The sequence below is a fragment of the Streptomyces sp. Y7 genome (assembly GCF_043195415.1).
Lineage (GTDB): Bacteria > Actinomycetota > Actinomycetes > Streptomycetales > Streptomycetaceae > Streptomyces.
The window spans coordinates 1,110,977-1,128,919 of record NZ_JBIDDQ010000002.1 but is presented as its reverse complement, the minus strand read 5'-3'; the positions used below and the strand labels follow the sequence as shown (position 1 = coordinate 1,128,919).

At 72.7% G+C, this 17,943-nt stretch carries 16 protein-coding genes; 5 read left to right on the top strand and 11 right to left on the bottom strand.

What is annotated here, in order from left to right; genetic code table 11:
- Positions 1 to 3 precede the first annotated feature (3 nt).
- Complete coding sequence (locus ACGFW6_RS10685; protein WP_393506793.1) at positions 4 to 1,254, bottom strand: ATP-grasp domain-containing protein; 1,251 nt, start codon at positions 1,252 to 1,254, stop codon at positions 4 to 6.
- A gap of 246 nt (positions 1,255 to 1,500) precedes the next feature.
- Here ACGFW6_RS10685 and ACGFW6_RS10680 point away from each other — a divergent pair, with 246 nt between their 5' ends.
- Both ACGFW6_RS10680 and ACGFW6_RS10675 read left to right on the top strand, forming a co-directional pair.
- On the top strand, positions 1,501 to 2,940 hold the full coding sequence (locus ACGFW6_RS10680; RefSeq protein ID WP_393506792.1) for a coproporphyrinogen-III oxidase family protein: 1,440 nt from the start codon (positions 1,501 to 1,503) through the stop codon (positions 2,938 to 2,940).
- Positions 2,937 to 3,998, top strand: coding sequence for a DUF1152 domain-containing protein (locus ACGFW6_RS10675; RefSeq protein WP_393506790.1), 1,062 nt, complete (start codon positions 2,937 to 2,939; stop codon positions 3,996 to 3,998). Before ACGFW6_RS10680 ends, ACGFW6_RS10675 begins: the two co-directional genes overlap by 4 nt.
- Positions 3,999 to 4,357: 359 nt before the next feature.
- On the opposite strand, the gene ACGFW6_RS10670 is transcribed toward ACGFW6_RS10675, so the two are convergent.
- The 6 genes from ACGFW6_RS10670 to ACGFW6_RS10645 form a co-directional block, all read right to left on the bottom strand.
- Entirely contained in the window at positions 4,358 to 5,209 is an 852-nt protein-coding gene (locus ACGFW6_RS10670) for a PaaX family transcriptional regulator C-terminal domain-containing protein (RefSeq protein ID WP_393506789.1), read from the bottom strand.
- A 52-nt stretch (positions 5,210 to 5,261) separates the two neighbouring features.
- Positions 5,262 to 6,641 (bottom strand): alpha/beta hydrolase family protein, encoded by a 1,380-nt coding sequence (locus ACGFW6_RS10665; protein ID WP_393506788.1) that lies wholly within the window; start codon positions 6,639 to 6,641, stop codon positions 5,262 to 5,264.
- A complete protein-coding gene (locus ACGFW6_RS10660) occupies positions 6,638 to 7,999 on the bottom strand; it encodes an MFS transporter (RefSeq protein WP_393506786.1) in 1,362 nt (453 codons plus the stop codon). Before ACGFW6_RS10660 ends, ACGFW6_RS10665 begins: the two co-directional genes overlap by 4 nt.
- Positions 8,000 to 8,128: 129 nt before the next feature.
- Complete coding sequence (locus ACGFW6_RS10655; protein WP_393506785.1) at positions 8,129 to 8,920, bottom strand: thioesterase family protein; 792 nt, start codon at positions 8,918 to 8,920, stop codon at positions 8,129 to 8,131.
- Between the two features lie 35 nt (positions 8,921 to 8,955).
- Positions 8,956 to 9,282 carry a branched-chain amino acid transporter permease gene (locus tag ACGFW6_RS10650; protein ID WP_393506784.1) on the bottom strand — a complete coding sequence of 109 codons (327 nt, stop codon included), beginning with the start codon at positions 9,280 to 9,282 and terminating at the stop codon, positions 8,956 to 8,958.
- Positions 9,275 to 9,976 (bottom strand): AzlC family ABC transporter permease, encoded by a 702-nt coding sequence (locus tag ACGFW6_RS10645; RefSeq protein WP_393506783.1) that lies wholly within the window; start codon positions 9,974 to 9,976, stop codon positions 9,275 to 9,277. Before ACGFW6_RS10645 ends, ACGFW6_RS10650 begins: the two co-directional genes overlap by 8 nt.
- Positions 9,977 to 10,056: 80 nt before the next feature.
- On the opposite strand from ACGFW6_RS10645, the gene ACGFW6_RS10640 reads away from it, so the two are divergent.
- Positions 10,057 to 10,497, top strand: a complete 441-nt coding sequence (locus tag ACGFW6_RS10640) for an Lrp/AsnC family transcriptional regulator (RefSeq protein ID WP_393506782.1) — start codon at positions 10,057 to 10,059, stop codon at positions 10,495 to 10,497.
- Here ACGFW6_RS10640 and ACGFW6_RS10635 read toward each other — a convergent pair.
- Entirely contained in the window at positions 10,481 to 11,464 is a 984-nt protein-coding gene (locus ACGFW6_RS10635) for a GlxA family transcriptional regulator (RefSeq protein ID WP_393506781.1), read from the bottom strand. The genes ACGFW6_RS10640 and ACGFW6_RS10635 overlap by 17 nt on opposite strands.
- A 119-nt stretch (positions 11,465 to 11,583) precedes the next feature.
- Between ACGFW6_RS10635 and ACGFW6_RS10630 the strand changes: the two genes are divergently transcribed.
- On the top strand, positions 11,584 to 12,222 hold the full coding sequence (locus ACGFW6_RS10630) for an HD domain-containing protein (protein ID WP_393506780.1): 639 nt from the start codon (positions 11,584 to 11,586) through the stop codon (positions 12,220 to 12,222).
- Between the two features lie 220 nt (positions 12,223 to 12,442).
- On the top strand, positions 12,443 to 14,068 hold the full coding sequence (locus ACGFW6_RS10625; protein ID WP_393506779.1) for a sigma-70 family RNA polymerase sigma factor: 1,626 nt from the start codon (positions 12,443 to 12,445) through the stop codon (positions 14,066 to 14,068).
- A 42-nt stretch (positions 14,069 to 14,110) separates the two neighbouring features.
- On the opposite strand, the gene ACGFW6_RS10620 is transcribed toward ACGFW6_RS10625, so the two are convergent.
- From ACGFW6_RS10620 to ACGFW6_RS10610, 3 genes are read right to left on the bottom strand one after another with little or no spacing between them, the layout of a single operon-like run.
- The gene (locus tag ACGFW6_RS10620) at positions 14,111 to 15,532 is read right to left on the bottom strand and encodes an aminobutyraldehyde dehydrogenase (RefSeq protein ID WP_393506778.1); all 1,422 of its coding nucleotides are present in this window, start codon (positions 15,530 to 15,532) and stop codon (positions 14,111 to 14,113) included.
- Positions 15,525 to 16,844: a flavin monoamine oxidase family protein gene (locus tag ACGFW6_RS10615; RefSeq protein ID WP_393506777.1), complete on the bottom strand. Its 1,320-nt coding sequence runs from the start codon at positions 16,842 to 16,844 to the stop codon at positions 15,525 to 15,527. The genes ACGFW6_RS10620 and ACGFW6_RS10615 overlap by 8 nt, the downstream gene beginning before the upstream one ends.
- A 28-nt stretch (positions 16,845 to 16,872) precedes the next feature.
- Positions 16,873 to 17,943 (bottom strand): ABC transporter ATP-binding protein, encoded by a 1,071-nt coding sequence (locus tag ACGFW6_RS10610; protein WP_393506776.1) that lies wholly within the window; start codon positions 17,941 to 17,943, stop codon positions 16,873 to 16,875.

Genomic DNA, 17,943 nt, shown 5'->3' with positions numbered 1-17,943 from the left:
GGATCAGCTCACTTTCACTCGGGTGTCGCTGACGACCCGGGCGGCCAGCGCGCGGGCCTCGTCCACGGACGCGGCGCGGGCCAGGACGTGCCCGACGCGCCCGGAACTGTCGGCGGGTTCGGGCACCCGCTCGCCGGGCCGGATGTGGATGCGGCTGTCGGTGCCGGGCGCCTCGGGGATGACGACGTACCGCAGCACCCCCGCCCGTTCGGGCAGGACGAAACGCAGCGCGGCGCCCGCGTCACGGGTCGGCTCGGTTCGCGGCACCCGCCCGGTCACCGCCTGCAGGTAGGCGGCCGCCTCACTGACGCCGGTCGCGGCCTCGACGAGCCCGCAGATGTCGTCCCCGGGCAGCCGGGCCCCCGTCTCGATGACGACCGGCCGCCCGTCCGGGGGGAGTTTCACCTCCGTGTGGGCGACGCCGTTACGGACGCCGACGGCGAGCGCGGCGCGTGCCGCGGTGTCCTGGATCGCGCGGACCGTGGCCGGGTCCAGCCCGGCGGGGCAGGAGTGCCCGGTCTCCACCCGGTACCGGCCCGCCGTGGTGTCCTTGCGGACCACGGGCAGCGGGTGGGGCACGCCCTCGCGTACGACCGTGTCGGCGGAGAACTCCTCGCCCGGCACGTAGCTCTGCAGCAGCACCCGCGCGTCCAGCGGCAGGCCGTGCGGCTCGGCGCGCGTGAACCGCCCGGCGGCGGCCACCGCGGCGTCGAGTCCGTCCGGACCGGCCACCACGCTCACGCCCCAGGAGCCGCCCTGCTCGGCCGGCTTGACGACGATCGGCCACCCCAGCCGGCCGGAGGCGGCGACCTGATGGGCCTCTTCGACGCTGGTGACCACCGCGTCGGCGGGAGCCCGTACGCCCGCCGCGCGGAACGCCCCAGCCATGGCGATCTTGTTGCGCGCCGCCCCGGCGAGCGCGGGGTCGTTGCCCGGCAGGCCGAGCCGCGCCGCGAGCAGGGCCGCCAGCGGCGTCAGCAGCTCCCAGCAGACCGCGACACCCGTGATGCGACGCGTCCGGCAGAACGCCTCCATGTCGTCCAACGCGCGCTCGGAGTCGGCCAGTTCGGTCAGGCACACCCCGGCGAGGGCGTCCGTCAGCCAGGGGTCGTAGCCCGCGTGCACCCGTTCGTCGGTGGCGGCGTACAGCCGTATGCCCAGGCTCGCCGCGGCCCTCACGAGGTAAGGACCCGCGTTGCCCATGGGCTCGATCACCATCACGCCGGTCATGTCCGGCTCGTCGCTGCTGTCCACGCGCCCAGTGCACCGGTCGCCGCGACACGGCGTCCATCGGGGCGTTCTCCGAAAACAACTCGCCTTTCACCGCGTGGAGTTGGCCGATGCGACAAGAGCGGCGCCGAGTTGGCCGAAGCCACAACGATGACACCCCTCAGGGGCGCGGGAGTTGGTGCACACCACCGATAGCTTCAACAAAATGTTGCGTGTTCGGATCGGGGGGCACGGTCAATCGAACGGCATGGTGCGAAGGAGTCATCCATCGTGAACAGCCCGCACGACCAGCTCGCCGAGTACATCCGACAGGGCGTCATCCCCCCGTACCAGTACTCTTATCCGCCGCGCTCCACCTACCGGACGCTCGACGAGGGCGCCTGGGACGTCCACGACGTGTGGGCGAAGGATCTGGCCGCCTACCAGGTGCCCGAACTCAATCTGTATCTGCACGTCCCGTTCTGCCGCTACAAATGCGGGTTCTGCAACCTGTACACCGTCATCTCCACCGACGAGGACCTGTACGACGCCTACACCGACGCGCTCTGTACCCAGCTCCGCGACCACGCGGAGATCATCCAGGCGCGCCGGCTGCGGACGGTCTACATCGGCGGCGGCACCCCCGCGCTGCTGTCCACCCGCCACTTCGAGCAGATCTTCGCCACCCTGGGCGAGGTCTACCCCAACTGGCGTTCCACCGTGGAGGAAGTCGCCCTGGAGGCGACGCCCGACTCGATCGTCGCCGACCCCGACGGCTTCGGGCGTCTGCTCGACCTGGGCCTGACACGCGCCAACATCGGCATCCAGTCGCTGGTCCCGCAGGAGATCCGGGAGGCGGGCCGCGGACAGGCGGGCGAGGACGTCATCCGCGAGGCCGTCGAGATCGTCCACGCGCGCGGACTGCCCGACCTGTCGACGGACCTGATCATGGGCTTCGCCGGGCAGACCCCCGAGACCTGGCGGCACTCGGTCGACGAACTCGCGAAGCTCGCGCCGACGACGATCTCCACCTACTTCCTCACCGTGCGGCCCGACGCGTGGTTCTCCAGGACCGGCGCCTACCAGTACATGTGGAAGCCCGAACTGTACGAACGCTACGACTACGCCCGCGAGGTGTTCACCTCCCACGGCTACGTCCAGGAGGGCTCCGTCCGCTACAAGAAGCCCGGCCGCGGCGGCTATGTGCAGAAGGTCCTCACCTTCCACGGCGTGCCCCTGCTGGGCCTCGGCGTCGGCGCCCGCTCCTACACGTCCGTCCTCGACTACATGACCGGCAGCGTCAAACCGTCGATGACCGAGGTCGCCGACTACATCCGCGACGCCAGGGCCCACCGGCTGCGCCCCACCACGGGGTTCGCCCTCACCCCCGAGGAGATCGTCCGCAAGAGGCTGGTGCTGGACAGCTTCGACCTCGACCTGTCCGAGCTCGACCGCTTCGGCCTGGACACGATCGCCGCCGAGGTCGACGAGATCCTCGACGCCGCCCGGGCCAACGGACTCATCCACCGCGTCGGCCCGCGCCGCGTCCAGCTCACCCCCAAGGGCTTCAAGTACCGGGACGTGCTGTCCTGGATGTTCTACTCCGACCAGGTCAAGCATCTCGACCGCGAGTACTACGAGGGCCTGCACGAGGCCAACACCCGCGCACGCAGGAACATGGGCACGCCGGTGCGCATCACCGGGATCGGCACCGCGCGGGAGAGCGCGTGAGCGAGTTGTTCGTCGCCGCGGGCGGCGGCGGGGACCCCGTCGGTACCGCGATCACGGCGGCGACCGTGGGCCGCCTCCTCACGGGCACGTGCCTCGCCGGGGCCACCATCGCCACCTACGCCTGGGAACGCCTCGAGGTCGACCCCACCCCGGGCCCGCTCGGCGTCGCCCACTTCACCGGTCTCGCGCGGCGCGCGGGCGTACCGCACTTCGAGCCCGCCACCCGGCCGATCGCCCCGGCGGGCTCCACCCTGCCCGGCCTCGCGGCGGACCTCCCCGCGCGACTCGCCCTGCTCGACCCCTGGCAGGGGCTGACGGGACTGGCAGAACAGATCCGGCGCCTCGTGGACCGTGGACACGACCACGTCCGGATCGTCGACGTCGGCGGCGACATCCTCGCGCACGGCGACGAGGACACCCTGTGCAGCCCTCTGGTGGACGCCCTGGTCCTGGCCGCCTGCCGGCTCGCCGGGGTGCCCGCCACCGTGCATGTCGCCGGTCCGGGAACCGACGGGGAGATCCCCCAGGACGACGTCCTCGGCCGGCTGGACGGCGCCCCCCTCACCCCGCTCGCGCAGGACCTGGCCGCCGTCCGCACGGCGCTGTCCTGGCACCCGTCCGAGGCGTCCGCCCTGTTCGCGGCCGCCGTCGAGGGCGTACGCGGCCCCGTCCGCACGGTGGGTCACCTCGTCCCGCTCACGGACGCCTCCGCCCGGATCCACTCCACGGGCCTGGACGACGCCCTCGCCCACAACACGGTCGCCGCGCACCTGCTGGCCGCGCTGCCGCCGACCCTGGAGGCCGCCGCCGATCTCTCGGCCGGACTCACGCGGATCCACGAGCTCGACCGGGAGCGCGGGCCGGTGCGGGGGCCGTGTGCCGGGGGAGTCCTGCCCGAAAGCGCCGAGGCCGCGACGGACGCGATCCGTGCCGCCGCGCAAGGCGCCCCGCACGTCACCCTCAGATACGCCGCCCGCACCCTCGGGCTGACGTGGCGTCAAATTCCGTCGCTGCGGCGCCTCCTGGGCGCCGAGGGGCCGGTACTCGCCCTGGCGTGACGCAGCCGTGCGTGAGGGCCGGGACCCGGCCGCGGCGGTACGCCCATGGGGGCGACGACCGCGGCCGGGTCCGCGGCGCTCTGCTCTTCTGGCTTTCTTCACGTCGGGCGTCGGCTTCTCCCTGGACGAGACGAGCGTGTCCAACCTGTGAAAGCTCACGCCCGCCGAGCGGGAGCGGGCCGTCCGGCTGCTGGTCGACCCCGAACACGGCGCGGGCCTGGACCGGTTCCGGCTGACGATCGGCAGCCCCGACCTCATCGAGCACCTGCCGTTCTGGTCGCTGGACGACCTGCCCGCCGGCGTCACCGAGGAAGGGGGACGCCGGCCGGGGCCGATGAACCCGGGGCGCCGCCGACCGCTCACCGCAGCCGGGTGGTCTCCAGCAGCTCGCGTGCCCGCTCCCGCGCGGGCCCGGCGGTGTGGTCGGCGACGCGCCGGAACGTCTCCTGCGCGGGGCGGGCCGGCCACTCCGGGGGAAGGTGTCGGGCCGGCAGCCGGGGATCCGTGCGGATCGTCCAGAGCCACTCGCTGACCAGCCGCAGCCGGGTGCCGATCGGGTCGTCGCCCGCCCCGGCGTCCAGCTGGGCGGTCCAGCGCTTGTCGAAGAGGTCGTAGCGCGCGGCGATGCTCTCCAGGTCCCAGGTGTCGCGGATCATCAGCCCGATGTCGGTGGCCCCGTCCGCCTGCGCGTGGAAGATCTTGACGTGGGCGGCGAGGCCCAGCTCCTCGACGACGCCGGAGACGTCGGTGTTCCCGGGCGCGATCCACAGCCCGCTGTACAGCGCGCCGAACCCGGACCAGGTGAGCCGGGAGCGCAGGTCGTGGCGCTGGCGCTTCCAGGAGTCCGGCAGGGAGAAGCCGAGCAGCGTCCAGGAGCCGTCCCAGTCGTCGTTGACCGCGCCCTGCCGCCAGATGCGGGTACGGCCGTCCTCCAGGACGCGCGTCGCCTGCGGGGTCAGTCCGAAGAACATCCTGCGGCCCTCGCGCTGGCGCCGCAGCAGACCCCGGTTGACCATCCGGGTCAGGGTGGAGCGCACGGCCTGCTCGCCGACGCCGACCCGGCCGAGCACGTCGATGATGCTGCCGGAGTAGACGCCCACGTCGCCCTCCTCCAGGACGTGGTTGCCGAAGAAGGCGAGCATGAGCGACTGCGGGCGCGGCTGCGGGCCCTCCGAGGTGTCCTGACCGTCCAGGATGTCGTCGTCCTCCACGCTGGCAAGGGTACGGCCGCCCGCCGGCGGTACGACGGGCGGCCGTGGGGCTTCATCGGCCGTCGGCAGGGTGGGCGAGGTCGTACGGGCGCAGGTACGGGGTGGGCCGGTACGGCACATAGCGGGCGGGCGTGGCCGGATCGGCCTTCGCGGCACGGGAGTTGAGGGAGGCCGCGTCGGTGCCCTCCCACCTGCCCCTGCTCAGACGGTCCTCCAGGGTGTGCAGGGCGGCGAGCTGCTCGGCCGGGCTGAACGTGCAGTGACCGGCGTTGTCGGTGTACGCCTGCCGCAGCACCGACGCCGAGCCGGCGGCCGTCACGGCCCGCTTCAGGGCGCTCTCCGTCTGGACGGGGACGAGGGCGTCGCCGACGGTGTGGACGGACAGCTGCGGCTTGGTCAGCTCGCCCGTGAAGGAGCTGGTGCCGGCCATCCAGGCGACGGCCCGCGGATCGGCGTCGACCCGTGGGGCGCGGTCGAGCGTGGCGAGGTCGGCCCCGAGGGACAGACCGGCCTTCGCGTACAGCTCGGCGACCTCCTTGCGGACGGAGGACGCGCCGAGGAGTTGCGCGTAGTCGACGCCGGTGTTCCAGGACATGTTGCCGCCCGCCCGGGCCTCGGACTCCTGCCGCCGGTTGAAGGCGGCGATCTTCAGCAGGCCCTTGACGGCCTCGTACTGGTTGGCCTGCTGGGCGTCCCAGTCGGTCGCGGCGGGCCGGGTCTGCGTCGGCTGGTTCCACACGGGGATGTTGTGCAGGGCGGCGGCCAGCGCGATACGGGCCCGACCCTCCGCCGTCGTCTGCGCCGAGTCGACCACGTCCGTCAGGGCGTCCGCCGCGGCGTCGGCGGCCGACTGGCTGCCGATGTTCACCAGCGGCACGTCGGAGTCCGGCGCGAGCAGCGTCCTGAGAGCGAAGACGGGGTCGAGGGTGTTGTTCCAGTTGGCGACCCCGCCGTGGACCAGACCGCACAGGGAGACCGAGCCGTCGATGCGCTCGGGGTGCCGCTCGGCGATGGCCGTCGTGACCAGCCCGCCGTACGACCGTCCCCAGGCGATGGTGCGGGACGCCGCGCCGAAGCGGTCGGTGAAGGCCGTGAGCGTGGCGAGCTGGTCCGGCACCGCGTCCGTCACGGCCCAGCCGGTGGTGGCGTACGAGGAGCCGGCGAGGGCGTAACCCCGCTGCAGGAGCAGGGTTTTCGTCGCGTCGTCCGGAGCGTCCTGGGCGGGGTTGGCCGGGCCGGAGGTGTAGCCGTGGCTGAACAGCAGGACGGTGCCGTTCCATCGGGCGGGCACGTCCATCATGTACGTGGCGCCGGAGGGGAGCCGGCCGTCCACATGGGCCGTCTCCCCGGTGGCGGCCACCGCGGTGGTGGGCAGGGCGGTCGCGGCGAGCAGGAGGGCCGCCGCCAGAGCCGTGCGGGTGCCGGTCGTCATGCGGTGATCTCCTCCGGACGCGCGGTGGTGGGGAGTTCGGCGGCGGCGCCGGACAGGGACGTCCGGCTGGTCTCGCGCACGAACCGGACGGTCACCGCCGTGATGAGGGAACCGCCGCACAGCAGCAGCGCCACGGGGGTGCCGTTGCCGCTGCCGGCGACCAGGCCGCCGGCGATCATGGGGGAGAAGCCGGCGCCGATCAGGGTGGCGCCCTGGTAGCCGAGGGAGGCGCCGGTGTAGCGCACCCGCGTGCCGAACATCTCGGTGAGCAGGGCGCCCAGCGGGCCGTACATCGCGGACTGGGCGATGCCGTGGCCGATGACGACGGCGAGGATCAGCGCGCCCGGCGACTTGGAGTCGATCAGCGCGAGGACCGGGAAGGCGGTGGCGGCCGAGAGGGCGGCGCCGGTCAGGACGACCGGGCGGCGGCCCACGCGGTCGGAGAGCGCGGAGGCGCAGGGCAGCACGACCAGGGCGACGGCGGCGGAGACCGTGAGCGCGGTGAGGACCTGAGGGCGGGCGTAGCCGATACCGGTGGCGTACGCGATGAGGTAACTGGTCAGCAGGGACTGGGCGGTGAAGGCGCCGATGCCGACGCAGCAGGCCAGCAGCAGCGGCCGGGGACGCCGCAGGACGTCGAGGATCGGCAGCCGCGCCTCGGCACGGTCCTTCTTCACCTCGGCGAACAGCGGGCTCTCGACCACCTTCAGCCGGACGAAGAGCCCGACGCCGAGCAGCACCACGCTGAGCAGGAACGGCACGCGCCAGCCCCAGGCCGTGAACTGGTCCCTGGGCATGGCGACCACGAGGGTGACCACGAGCGAGGACAGCAGGGAGCCGAGCGGTGCTCCCATCTGCGTGAAGCTGGACCACAGTCCGCGCCGCCGCTCTCCGGCGTGCTCGACGACCATCAGCGTGGCACCGCCCCACTCACCGCCGATGGCGATGCCCTGGAGGACCCTCAGGGCGATCAGCAGGACCGGCGCCCAGACGCCGACCGTGTCGTAGGTCGGCAGCAGGCCGATGAGGAAGCTCGCGCCGCCCATCAGGCCCATGGTGAGCAACAGCATCGACTTGCGGCCGAGCCGGTCGCCGAAGTGCCCGAAGACGATGCCGCCGAGCGGACGGGCGACGTAGCCGGCGGCGAAGGTGCCGAACGCGGCGATGGTGCCGACGGCGGGATCGGCGCCCGGGAAGAACAGTTCGCCGAAGACCAGCGCGGCGACGGTGCCGTAGACGAGGAAGTCGTAGAACTCCACGGCCGTGCCGAGCAGCCCGGACAGTGCGACTCTGCGCAGCTGCCGGGTCCGCTCGGGGTCCGTGGACGGGGGCGGTGATGCGACGGGGGACGAGGGCATCGCGGTCTCCCTTGACCGGGGGAAGGACACCGCGAAAGTAGGCGCACTTATGACTGCCGTCAAGAAAGTGCACAACATCGACAGGTCGGGGACAGCCGTCGCGCGCCCGCCCGGACCCGGCCGGGTGCGTCAAGTCCCCGGCTGCGGGCGGACCGTGAGGATCTGCTGTGCCCGGCCGACCGGACCGTCGGCATCGTGCAGGACCGTGCTGGTCAGGCCCTGCCCGGTGGGGCCGAAGGTGACCGTGGTGTCCAGTCCGGTCCAGGGGCCGTGCGGCGGGCGGTGCAGGTGGACGCTCAGGTCGACGTTGGGGAACATCCACGCGCCGGGCGGCTGCCGTACGGCGATGCCGTTGGCGGTGTCGACGAGTGCGAGGTACGACGCGAGCGGGCTCGCGGGGACGCCGGCCACCAGCTCCAGGGGCGTGGAGATCCAGGCGGTCGTACGGCCCGGGCGGGGCGGGGCCACCGGGCGGACGTCGAGGGAGGCGATGTAGCCACCGGGCCAGAGCTCGGACAGGGGCCACGGGGCGAGTGCCCCGGGCGGGGCGAGGCGGTCCTCGGCTCCGCCCGCGACCTCGGCCGTGTCGAGCCGGGCCAGGTACCAGGCACGCGCCCGCACCACCGGACGGTCCGCGATCCGTACGACCGCCTCCAGGAGCTGGATGGTGCGCCCGGGGCGTACGGTCTCCACCTCGATCGCGCACTCGTCGAGCGCGAGGCGGCCGAGGATGTCGTAGCTGATCCGGCCGAGCACGAGCCCGTCGTCCGGGGCGGCGGCGCGATGGCGGTCCAGCGCGTGGACGACGAGCCCGCCCAGCGGGCTGAAGTGCTGTTCGTCCCGGTGCCAGGCGCCGCCGGCGTGCGGTGTCGGCTTGTAACGGTGGTCGTCGATGGCTTCGAAGTAGCTGTCGGGGGTCAACGGATGCTTCTCCCAAAGGTGTTCGGCGGGTCGGTTCACAGGGCGTTGAGCAGGACGACATAGACGGCCGTGCCCGCGCCGACGCTCAGGATGGTGCGGCGGCCGAAGGCCAGATGGGCGCCGACGGTCACCGCGACGGCGAGCAGCGCGTACCCCGCCCCGTGCGGATCGGTCGTGATCGTGCCGTGCAGCGCGGTCACGGCGAGGACGGCGAGGATACCGACCGGCATCCACATCGCCAGCCGTCGCACGACGGCCGACTCGCGCAGCCGACCCAGTACGGCGAAGGGCACGGCGCGCAGGGCCAGCGTGATGCCGAAGACGATCGCCAGGACCGCCAGGAGGTACGAGGTGCTAGGCATGCGCCCTCTCCTGTGTCATGTCGCGGGCGGTGAGGAGGTGACGGGCCACCAGCAGGCCGACGAACAGCAGCAGCGCCGTGAACAGGGCCATGCCCGGGGTGACGACGAGGGCGACGGCGGCGCTCGCCCCCGCGAGCAGCAGGGACGGCAGCTGCGCGCGGGAGCGGAACGCGTCCAGGGTGAGCACCGTGAACAGCGCGCACAGTGCGAACTCCAGGCCCTTCACGGGGGCGGGCAGGACCGAGCCGAGCGCCACCCCGACGAGACCGCCGCCCACCCAGTACCCCTCGCACGCGATCTGCATGGCCAGCAGCCGGGGCGCCGAGCGCTCGCGCTCGGGCAGGGCGGCGTTGACCGCGTACACCTCGTCGATCATCGCGTAGACGGCGTACGCCTTCGCCACCGGATGCCTGACCAGGTGCAGGGGGAAGGAGAACGCGTAGAACACGTGCCGGAAGTTGACCACCAGCACGGTCGCCGCGACTGCGGCGAGCGGGGTCACGGTGGCCACCATGCCCACGAGCAGCAACTCCAGCGAGCCGGCGAACGCGGCGAGGGAGAGGGCGGGGGTGAGCCACCAGGGCAGTCCGGCCTGGACGACCAGCAGGCCGAGGGCGATGCCGAGGGGGAAGATGCCGAGGCCCGCCGAGAAGGAGTCGCGTATGCCCCGCGCTGTCTGTTCCGTTCGTTCCACCACTCCATCGTCCCGCAACAGCCGCGACATGTGGTTGCGAAGATTGCCCGGATCAGAGCTATGCGAGCAATAATATTTGCGTGGACGCGATCGACGAAGCAATCATTGCCGAGCTGGAGCGGGACGGGCGGCTGACCAACGTGGAGCTGGCGCAGCGGGTCGGGCTGACCACCGGGCCGTGTCTGCGCCGGGTGCAGCGACTGGAGGCCGACGGCGTCATCCGCGGCTATCGCGCCGTGATCGACCCGGCGTCGGTGGGCCGCTCCTTCGAGGTGCTGATCGACCTCGGCCTCGAATCGCAGGACGCGGAGACGGTCGAGCACTTCGAGCGGACCCTGGCCGAGGCCGAGGAAGTGCTGGAGCTGCGGCGGATGTTCGGCAGCCCCGACTACTTCGTGCGGGTGGCGGTCGCCGACCTGCCCGCGTACGAGGCGTTCCTCAGCGGGCGGGTCATGACGATCCCCCGGATCAAGAACATCACCTCGCACTTCACGATGAAGACCGTCAAGCCGGCGCCGTAGCGGCGGACGCCCCGCGCGGACGCGTCGTGGCGAAACGCCTGCGGTACTCGGTCGGAGTGGTGCCCAGGTGGCGGGCGAACGCGCGGCGCAGGGTCTCGTCGCTGCCGAGCCCGCTGTGCCGTGCCGCCGACGTCACACTGTGCCCGTCGAGCAGGAGTTGCTGCGCGCGGTCGAGCCGGACGCGCTCGACCCAGCGGGCGGGCGTGGTGCTCAGCTCGCTCCGGAACAGGCGGGTCAGATGCCGGGTGCTGACGGCGGCGGCCGCGGCCATCGCGGACAGGCTGTGGTCGGCGCCCGGATCGGCGAGCACGGACGCGGTGAGCGAGCCCAGCAGGTCGCTGCGGGCCGGCGGGGTGGCCAGGGCCGTGGAGAACTGCGACTGCCCGCCCGGGCGTTGCATGAAGACGACCAGCTCGCGGGCGGCCTCCCGGGCCACCTCCGCTCCGTGGTCGTCCTCGACCAGCGCCAGGGTCAGATCGATGCCCGCACTGATGCCCGCCGACGTGAGATACCGGCCGTCCCGGACGTGCAGCGCGTCCGGCTCCACCCGCACCCGGGGATGCCGGCGCGCGAGCGTCTTGGCGTGCCGCCAGTGCGTGGTGGCCCTGCGGCCGTCGAGCAGGCCCAGTTCGGCCAGGACGAAGGCGCCGCTGCACACGGACGCGACCCGCTCGGCACGCCCCGCGAGCAGGTCGGCCGCCGCCAGCAGGTCCTCGTCCGGGGGGCGCTCGGCGAGGGCGTCGGCCCCGGCGACCATGAGCGTGTCGACCGGCCCCACCTCGGCCGCGGGCACGGTCCGGGCCAGCGCCACGCCCGAGGCGGTCGTGACGTCGCCGCCGTACGGGGAGGCGAGCACCGGCGCGTACGGGTGGCCGAGCCGCCCCGCCTGGTGCAGAACCTCCAGGGGGCCACTGGCGTCGAGCAGGGTCACCCCGTCGAACACCAGAAGGGCCACGCGATGGGTCATGTCCCAATCCGTGGGTCGTGTGGCAGAAAGGACATGGCGCCAGGATAGGCCACCGGACGAGATTGAAGGAGGTCACCGGCCGGGCGGACCGGTCGGGCGAGAAGAGGAAGGCCGTCATCATGAGTGAGACGATCGCGGGCGTACGCATCCCGGACAGCGCACTGGCACGGGAGGCCACCGAGCTCGTACGGGACGTCGCCCCGCCGCTGCTGTACGACCACTCCCGGCGGGTCTTCCTGTTCGGGTCGCTGCGCGGCCTGGAGGCGGGCCTGCGGTTCGACCCCGAACTCCTCTACGTGGGCGCGATGTTCCACGACCTCGGCCTGACCGAGCGCTACCGGCGCACCGACCAGCGGTTCGAGATCGACGGTGCCGACGAGGCCCGCCGGTTCCTGCACGCCCACGGCGTCACCGGCGAACCGGCCGACCGGGTCTGGACCGCCGTGGCCCTGCACACCACCCCGGAGATCCCCCTCCACATGGCCCCCGAGGTCGCGCTGGTCACCCGCGGCGTCGAACTGGACGTCCTCGGCATCGGCTACCACGCCGTGTCCGACGACCAGCGCGCCGCCGTCGTCGCGGCGCACCCCCGCCCCGACTTCAAGAACCGGATCCTCGCCGCGTTCACCGAGGGCATCCAGGAACGCCCCGAAACCACCTTCGGCAACGTCAAGGCGGACGTACTGGCCCATTTCGTGCCGGACTTCGTACCCGGGGACTTCGTGGAAGTCATCAAGAACTCGGACTGGGCGGAGTAGTTCGGGGGGCGGACAGGGCATTCGGCTCATATCCCTACGTTCCGCGATGCCAAGTACCCGTGGATGTGACGTTCTCCATTGCGCCGTCGCATCAGCCTCGTGAGGCTCACGGGGAACAGGCGTCCGAAGAACCGTGCGAAGAACTGTTATCCGCGGTTCACCGAGCGATCTCCCAGGTATCGGACAGCATCGTTCGGCGTCGAGGACAGGGAATTTTTTGATGAGTACAGAGCCCACGAGGGATCTCGCGGCACTGGTGACGGCCGCCCGCAGTGGCGACCCGGAGGCTCAGGACGCCCTGGTCAGTGCGTACCTCCCGCTGGTCTACAACGTCGTGGGGAGAGCTCTGAACGGCTCCGTCGACGTCGACGACGTGGTGCAGGAGACCATGCTGCGCGCCCTCGACGCGCTGGGCGGCCTGCGTACGCCCGAGAGCTTCCGCTCCTGGCTGGTGGCGATCGCCATGAACCAGGTCCGCGCGCACTGGCACGACCGGCAGGCGGCCCCGGGCGGTGTGGAGGAGGCCGAGGAGCTGGCGGACCCGGGCGCCGACTTCGTGGATCTGACCATGGTGCGACTCCAGTTGTCCGGCCAGCGCCAGGAGACGGCGCGCGCCACCCGCTGGCTGGAGCCCGACGACCGGGGACTGCTGTCGCTGTGGTGGCTGGAGTGCGCCGGTGAGCTGACCCGGACCGAGGTGGCGGCGGCCCTCGAGCTGTCGCCGCAGCACACGGCCGTACGTGTGCAGCGGATGAAGGCGCAGCTGGAGGCGGCCCGGGTGGTCGTGCGGGCCCTGGACGCGCGCCCGCGATGCGAGGAACTGCACGGTCTGCTCGTGTCCTGGGACGGACGGCCCTCGGCGCTGTGGCGCAAGCGAATAGCCCGGCATGCCCGGGGTTGTGTGCGTTGTTCCGGTCTGTGGAGCGGATTGATGCCCGCCGAAGGGCTCCTGGCCGGCCTCGGGTTGGTCGCCGCGACGCCCGCGCTGCTGGACCGGGTGCTGGGCGCGTCCGGCGGCATGGCCCCGGCCGGCTCGGCCTCCGCGGTGAGCGCGTCGGGGGGACACGCCGGGGCCGGGCGCCGCGCCGCGCGCGGCCGGACGGTCTCCCGCGGGGAAGCCCGCCGCCGCCGGCGCAACCGGCGCCGCGCCGTCGGGGGTGCCGTCGTCGCGGCCTGCGTGGCGGGCGGCGGGTTCTGGTACTTCGACTCGGATCCCGGCACCGGGGCGGAGGAGGTGACGGCGGCGGCCGACGCCGGCGCCCCGGTCCCGGACCTCTCGGAGTCGGGCCCCCTGGAGACCTCGGCGCCGCCGTCCAAGTCCCCGTCGCCGTCCGCCTCACCCTCGAAGAAGGCAAGTCCCTCCAGAACGCCCGAACCGACCAGGAAGGCCACGGCCACTCCCCGGCCGACCCCGAAGCCGACGCGGACCGCGTCCAGCACGCCCCAGGCGCAGTCGGCCCCGACGGACACCATCGGGCAGGTCGTCGCGCTGGTGAACAAGGAGCGGTCGAACGCCGGCTGCGGTCCGCTGGAGGAGGACTCCCTGCTGAACAAGGCCGCGCAGGGCCACTCCGAGGACATGGCCGCCCGCGACTTCTTCGACCACACCAACCCGGACGGCGCCGACCCCGGGCAGCGCATCACCGCGGCCGGCTACCGCTGGTCCACCTACGGCGAGAACATCGCGATGGGCCAGCAGACCCCGGCGGCGGTGATGGACTCCTGGATGAACAGCCCCGGCCACCGGGCCAACATCCTCAACTGCTCGTTCAAGGACATCGGCGTCGGCATCCACGAAGGCCCCGGCGGCCCGTGGTGGACGCAGAACTTCGGCGCCAAGCTGTAGGGCGGCCGGCCGGGTGCCCGTCTTCCTGCCGCCGGGCACCCGTCACAGCATGACGTGCTTGACCTGGGTGTAGTCGAGCAGGCCGGTCAGGGAGAGATCGCTGCCGTAGCCGGAGTGGCGCACTCCGCCGTGCGGCATCTCCGACACCGTCGTGCCGTGGGTGTTGACCCAGACGATGCCGGTCCGCAGCGCGCGGGTCGCGCGCATGGCCCGATCGTGGTCGCGGGTCCACACGCTCGCGGCCAGCCCCTGGGGGACGTCGTTGGCCATCCGGACGGCCTCGGCCTCGTCGGCGAAGGACTGGACCGTGACGACCGGCCCGAACACCTCGCCCCGCACGATCTCGTCCTCCTGCCGTACCCCGGCCACCACGGTGGCCCGGTGGTAGTAGCCCGGCCGGTCGGGCGCGGTGCCGCCGGTGACGACCTCGGCGTGATCCGGGAGCCGCTCCAACAGGCCCTGCACCGTGGCCAGTTGGGCGGCGTTCGCGAGCGGGCCGAAGTCGGCGTGCGCCTCGTCCGGGGCGCCGGGCAGCCGCCGGGAGGCACGGTCGGCGAAGAGGTCCAGGAAGGTGTCGTGGACCCGGCGGTCCACCAGGATCCTGGTCGCGGCCGTGCAGTCCTGCCCCGCGTTGTAGAAGGCGAGCGAGGACAACTGCTCCACCGCGTCGTCGAGATCGGCGTCCGCGTGGACCAGCACCGGCGCGTTGCCGCCGAGTTCGAGATGCAGCCGCTTCAGGTCGGCGGCGGCCGCGGCCGCGATCTCCTGCCCCGCGCGGATGCTCCCGGTGACGGCCACCAGCCGGACCTGCGGGTGAACCACGAGAGCCCGGCCGGTGGCGCGGTCACCGCACACCACGTTGAGCACGCCGGGCGGCAGGTGCTCGGCGGCCAGCCGCGCCAGCAGCACGGCCGACGACGGCGTGGTGTCGGACGGCTTCAGGACGACGGTGTTGCCGGCCGCGAGCGCGGGCGCGATCTTCCACACGGCCATCATCAGCGGGTAGTTCCACGGCGTGATCTGGGCACAGATCCCGACCGGCTCACGCCGCAGCACGGAGGTACGGCCCGGCGTGTACTCGGCGGCCGCCGCGCCCGGCAGGTTGCGTGCGGCTCCGGCGAAGTAGCGCAACACGTCGACGATCGCGGGGAGTTCGTCGCCCAGGAACAGGGCCCGCGGCTTGCCCGTGTCGGCCACCTCGGCGTCCGCGACCGCGGCGGCCTCCCGCTCCAGGGCGTCGGCGATCCGCAGAAGTGCCGCCTGCCGCTGCCCCGGAGTCGTCAGGGACCAGCACTGAAAGGCGTCCTCGGCCGCCCGGCAGGCCGCGTCCACGTCCTCGGGACCGGACAGCGGGGCCGTCCCGTGGCAGAGCCCGGTGGCCGGTTCGGTCAGCGCCAGGGTGGCGCCGGACGCGGCCGGCACCTCCTTGCCGCCGATGTGGTTGAGACGGTCGGTGTCAGCCACGGCGCAGCGCCTCCTCGGCGGCGCCGCGGCCGGTGCGGACGGCGCCCTCCATGTATCCGGCGACCCACTGGTCGGAGCCGCAGACGTAGAACGGCGGTTCATGGGTGCCGTGCAGCGGACCGACGGCCATGACCTCGCCCGGCGGCCACTGGGTGACATAGCCCTGCGTCCACCTGTCGGTGCCCCACAGCCGCAGATGGCAGGAGGCCGGGCGCAGCGCCTCGTCCCCGAACATCCCGGCCATCTCGGCGAGCAGCTCGGGGGTGCGCAGGTGCGGCGGGGTGCCGAGCAGGACGCCGTACCGCTCGGGCGGGATCAGCGCCGACAGGACGCCCTCGTGCTGCGGCCAGGTGCTGCCCAGCACCCCCTCCGCCTCGGACAGGCCGTTCAGACCGGCGTCCCGCCAGAAAGGACGGTCGTAGACGGCGGCGAACTTGGCGGCCGTGGCATGGCGTTGACGGTGCAGGGAGGCGAGCCGCTCCTCGCTCACACCGCTGACGGCGACGTCCCGCAGTGGGCCGACGGGCAGCGCGCTCACCACGGCACCGGCGGTGAGGACCTCGCCGGAGACCAGGCGCACCGCGCACCGCCCGGCGCGGACGTCCAGCGCGGCGACGGGTGACCCGAGCCGGACGCGCGGGCCCAGCACGCGGCCCAGGACCTCGGCGAGCGTCGCCGAGCCCTCCGCCAGCCGCAGTCCCTCCCAGTCGTCGTAGTCGTAGTCGCCCGTGCCCGCACCGGGGACCGCCGCGCTCTTGCGCAGTGCGGCCAGCAGGGAGATCCGCTCGTACGAGCCGCCCGCCAGGGCGAGTTGGCCGATGTCCCACAGCCGGACCACGGCAGCTCCGGCCTCCCGGGAGCGCAGCCAGTCCGCCACGGACAGCCGGTCCAGGGCGGCCGCGTCCGGATGCGACCAGGGGTCGTCCGGGTCGACCGTGGCGGCCAGGGCGGAGAACTCCTTGCTCAGGCGCGTGTGCAGGGCCGCGTCACCGGCGCCGAACCAGTGCGGCGGCTCACCGGCCGAGCGTCCTTCCGGGGTCGCGCGGGTCATGCGGCCCGGCTCCTGGACATAGCTGGGAACCAGCCCCAGGCCCAGTTCCTCGGCCAGCCGGAGATAGGCGGTGTGCCCGTGGCCGACGACCTCACCGCCCAGCTGGACGGTACGGCCGTCGGGTGTGCGGGTCTGCTCGACCCGGCCGCCGACCCGGTCCCGGGCCTCCAGGACGAGCACGTCGGTGCCGGCGGCGGCCAGGTCCCGGGCGGCGGCGAGCCCCGCGAGACCTGCGCCGAGCACGATCACGTCGTGATGCATGGGTTTCGCTTCCTCGTGTCAGGGGCGCTCAGGCCAGGACCAGGCAGTGCTCGGGCCGCCATCCGAACTCCACCGTCTCGCCCCCGCTCCAGCGGTCCTCCATGCGGGCACGGTCGGTGTTCTGCTCCAGCACCGACAGCGTGACGCCAGGGGCGAGCTCGATGAGATAGGTCGTGGTCGGGCCGCTGTAGACGGTCTCGCGGAGCACACCGCTCAGCTTCGACATGCCCGGTTCGAAGTCCGACAGCCAGATCTTCTCGGGGCGCACCGACACACTCACGGCGGTGCCGTCCGCGATGCCCGAACGGGCGCCGACGGGCAGGGCGGGACCCTTCTCCAGAGCCACCTCTCCGTCCCGGTAGGTGCCGGTCATCAGGTTGGAGGTGCCCATGAAGGAGGCCACGAAGCTGGTTCCGGGGTGCTCGTAGATGTCCTCCGGGGTTCCGCACTGCTCGATGCGCCCCTTGTTCATCACCGCGATCCGGTCGGACATCGTCAGCGCCTCGTCCTGGTCGTGCGTGACGAACACGAAGGTGATGCCGACCTCGCGCTGGATCTGCTTCAGCTCCACCTGCATCTGCCGGCGCAGCTTCAGATCGAGTGCGGCGAGCGGCTCGTCGAGGAGCAGGACGGCGGGCCGGTTGACCAGCGCGCGGGCGAGGGCGACGCGCTGACGCTGCCCCCCGGACAGGGTGCGGGGCTTGCGGTCGGCGAGGCCGGCGAGCTGGACCAGCTCCAGCATCTCGCCGACCCGCTGCCGTATCTCGGCCTTGGCGGCGCCGCTGCGCTTGAGGCCGAAGCCGACGTTGTCGGCGACGCTCAGATGGTCGAACAGGGCGTAGCTCTGGAAGACGGTGTTGACGTTGCGCTTGTTCGGGGGCAGGTCGGTGACGTCCTCGCCGGCCAGCAGCACCGCACCCTCACTGGGGTCGCTGAAGCCGCCGATCATGCGCAGGGTCGTGGTCTTGCCGCACCCGGAAGGGCCCAGCAGGGAGAAGAAGTGGCCGGCCTCGATGTCGAGGTCCAGGCGGTGCACGGCGTAGGAGTCGGCGTACTGCTTGGAGACACCGTCGAGCCGGACGGCGGGGGTCGCGTCCAT

Excerpts from the sequence above, each read along its gene's own strand:
- ACGFW6_RS10665 (WP_393506788.1), bottom strand. The coding sequence starts at position 6,641 with ATGACGACCGGCACCCGCACGGCTCTGGCGGCGGCCCTCCTGCTCGCC.
- ACGFW6_RS10660 (WP_393506786.1), bottom strand. The coding sequence starts at position 7,999 with ATGCCCTCGTCCCCCGTCGCATCACCGCCCCCGTCCACGGACCCCGAG.
- ACGFW6_RS10650 (WP_393506784.1), bottom strand. The coding sequence starts at position 9,282 with ATGCCTAGCACCTCGTACCTCCTGGCGGTCCTGGCGATCGTCTTCGGC.
- ACGFW6_RS10635 (WP_393506781.1), bottom strand. The coding sequence starts at position 11,464 with ATGACCCATCGCGTGGCCCTTCTGGTGTTCGACGGGGTGACCCTGCTC.
- ACGFW6_RS10630 (WP_393506780.1), top strand. The coding sequence starts at position 11,584 with ATGAGTGAGACGATCGCGGGCGTACGCATCCCGGACAGCGCACTGGCA.
- ACGFW6_RS10625 (WP_393506779.1), top strand. The coding sequence starts at position 12,443 with ATGAGTACAGAGCCCACGAGGGATCTCGCGGCACTGGTGACGGCCGCC.
- ACGFW6_RS10615 (WP_393506777.1), bottom strand. The coding sequence starts at position 16,844 with ATGCATCACGACGTGATCGTGCTCGGCGCAGGTCTCGCGGGGCTCGCC.
- ACGFW6_RS10610 (WP_393506776.1), bottom strand. The coding sequence starts at position 17,943 with ATGGACGCGACCCCCGCCGTCCGGCTCGACGGTGTCTCCAAGCAGTAC.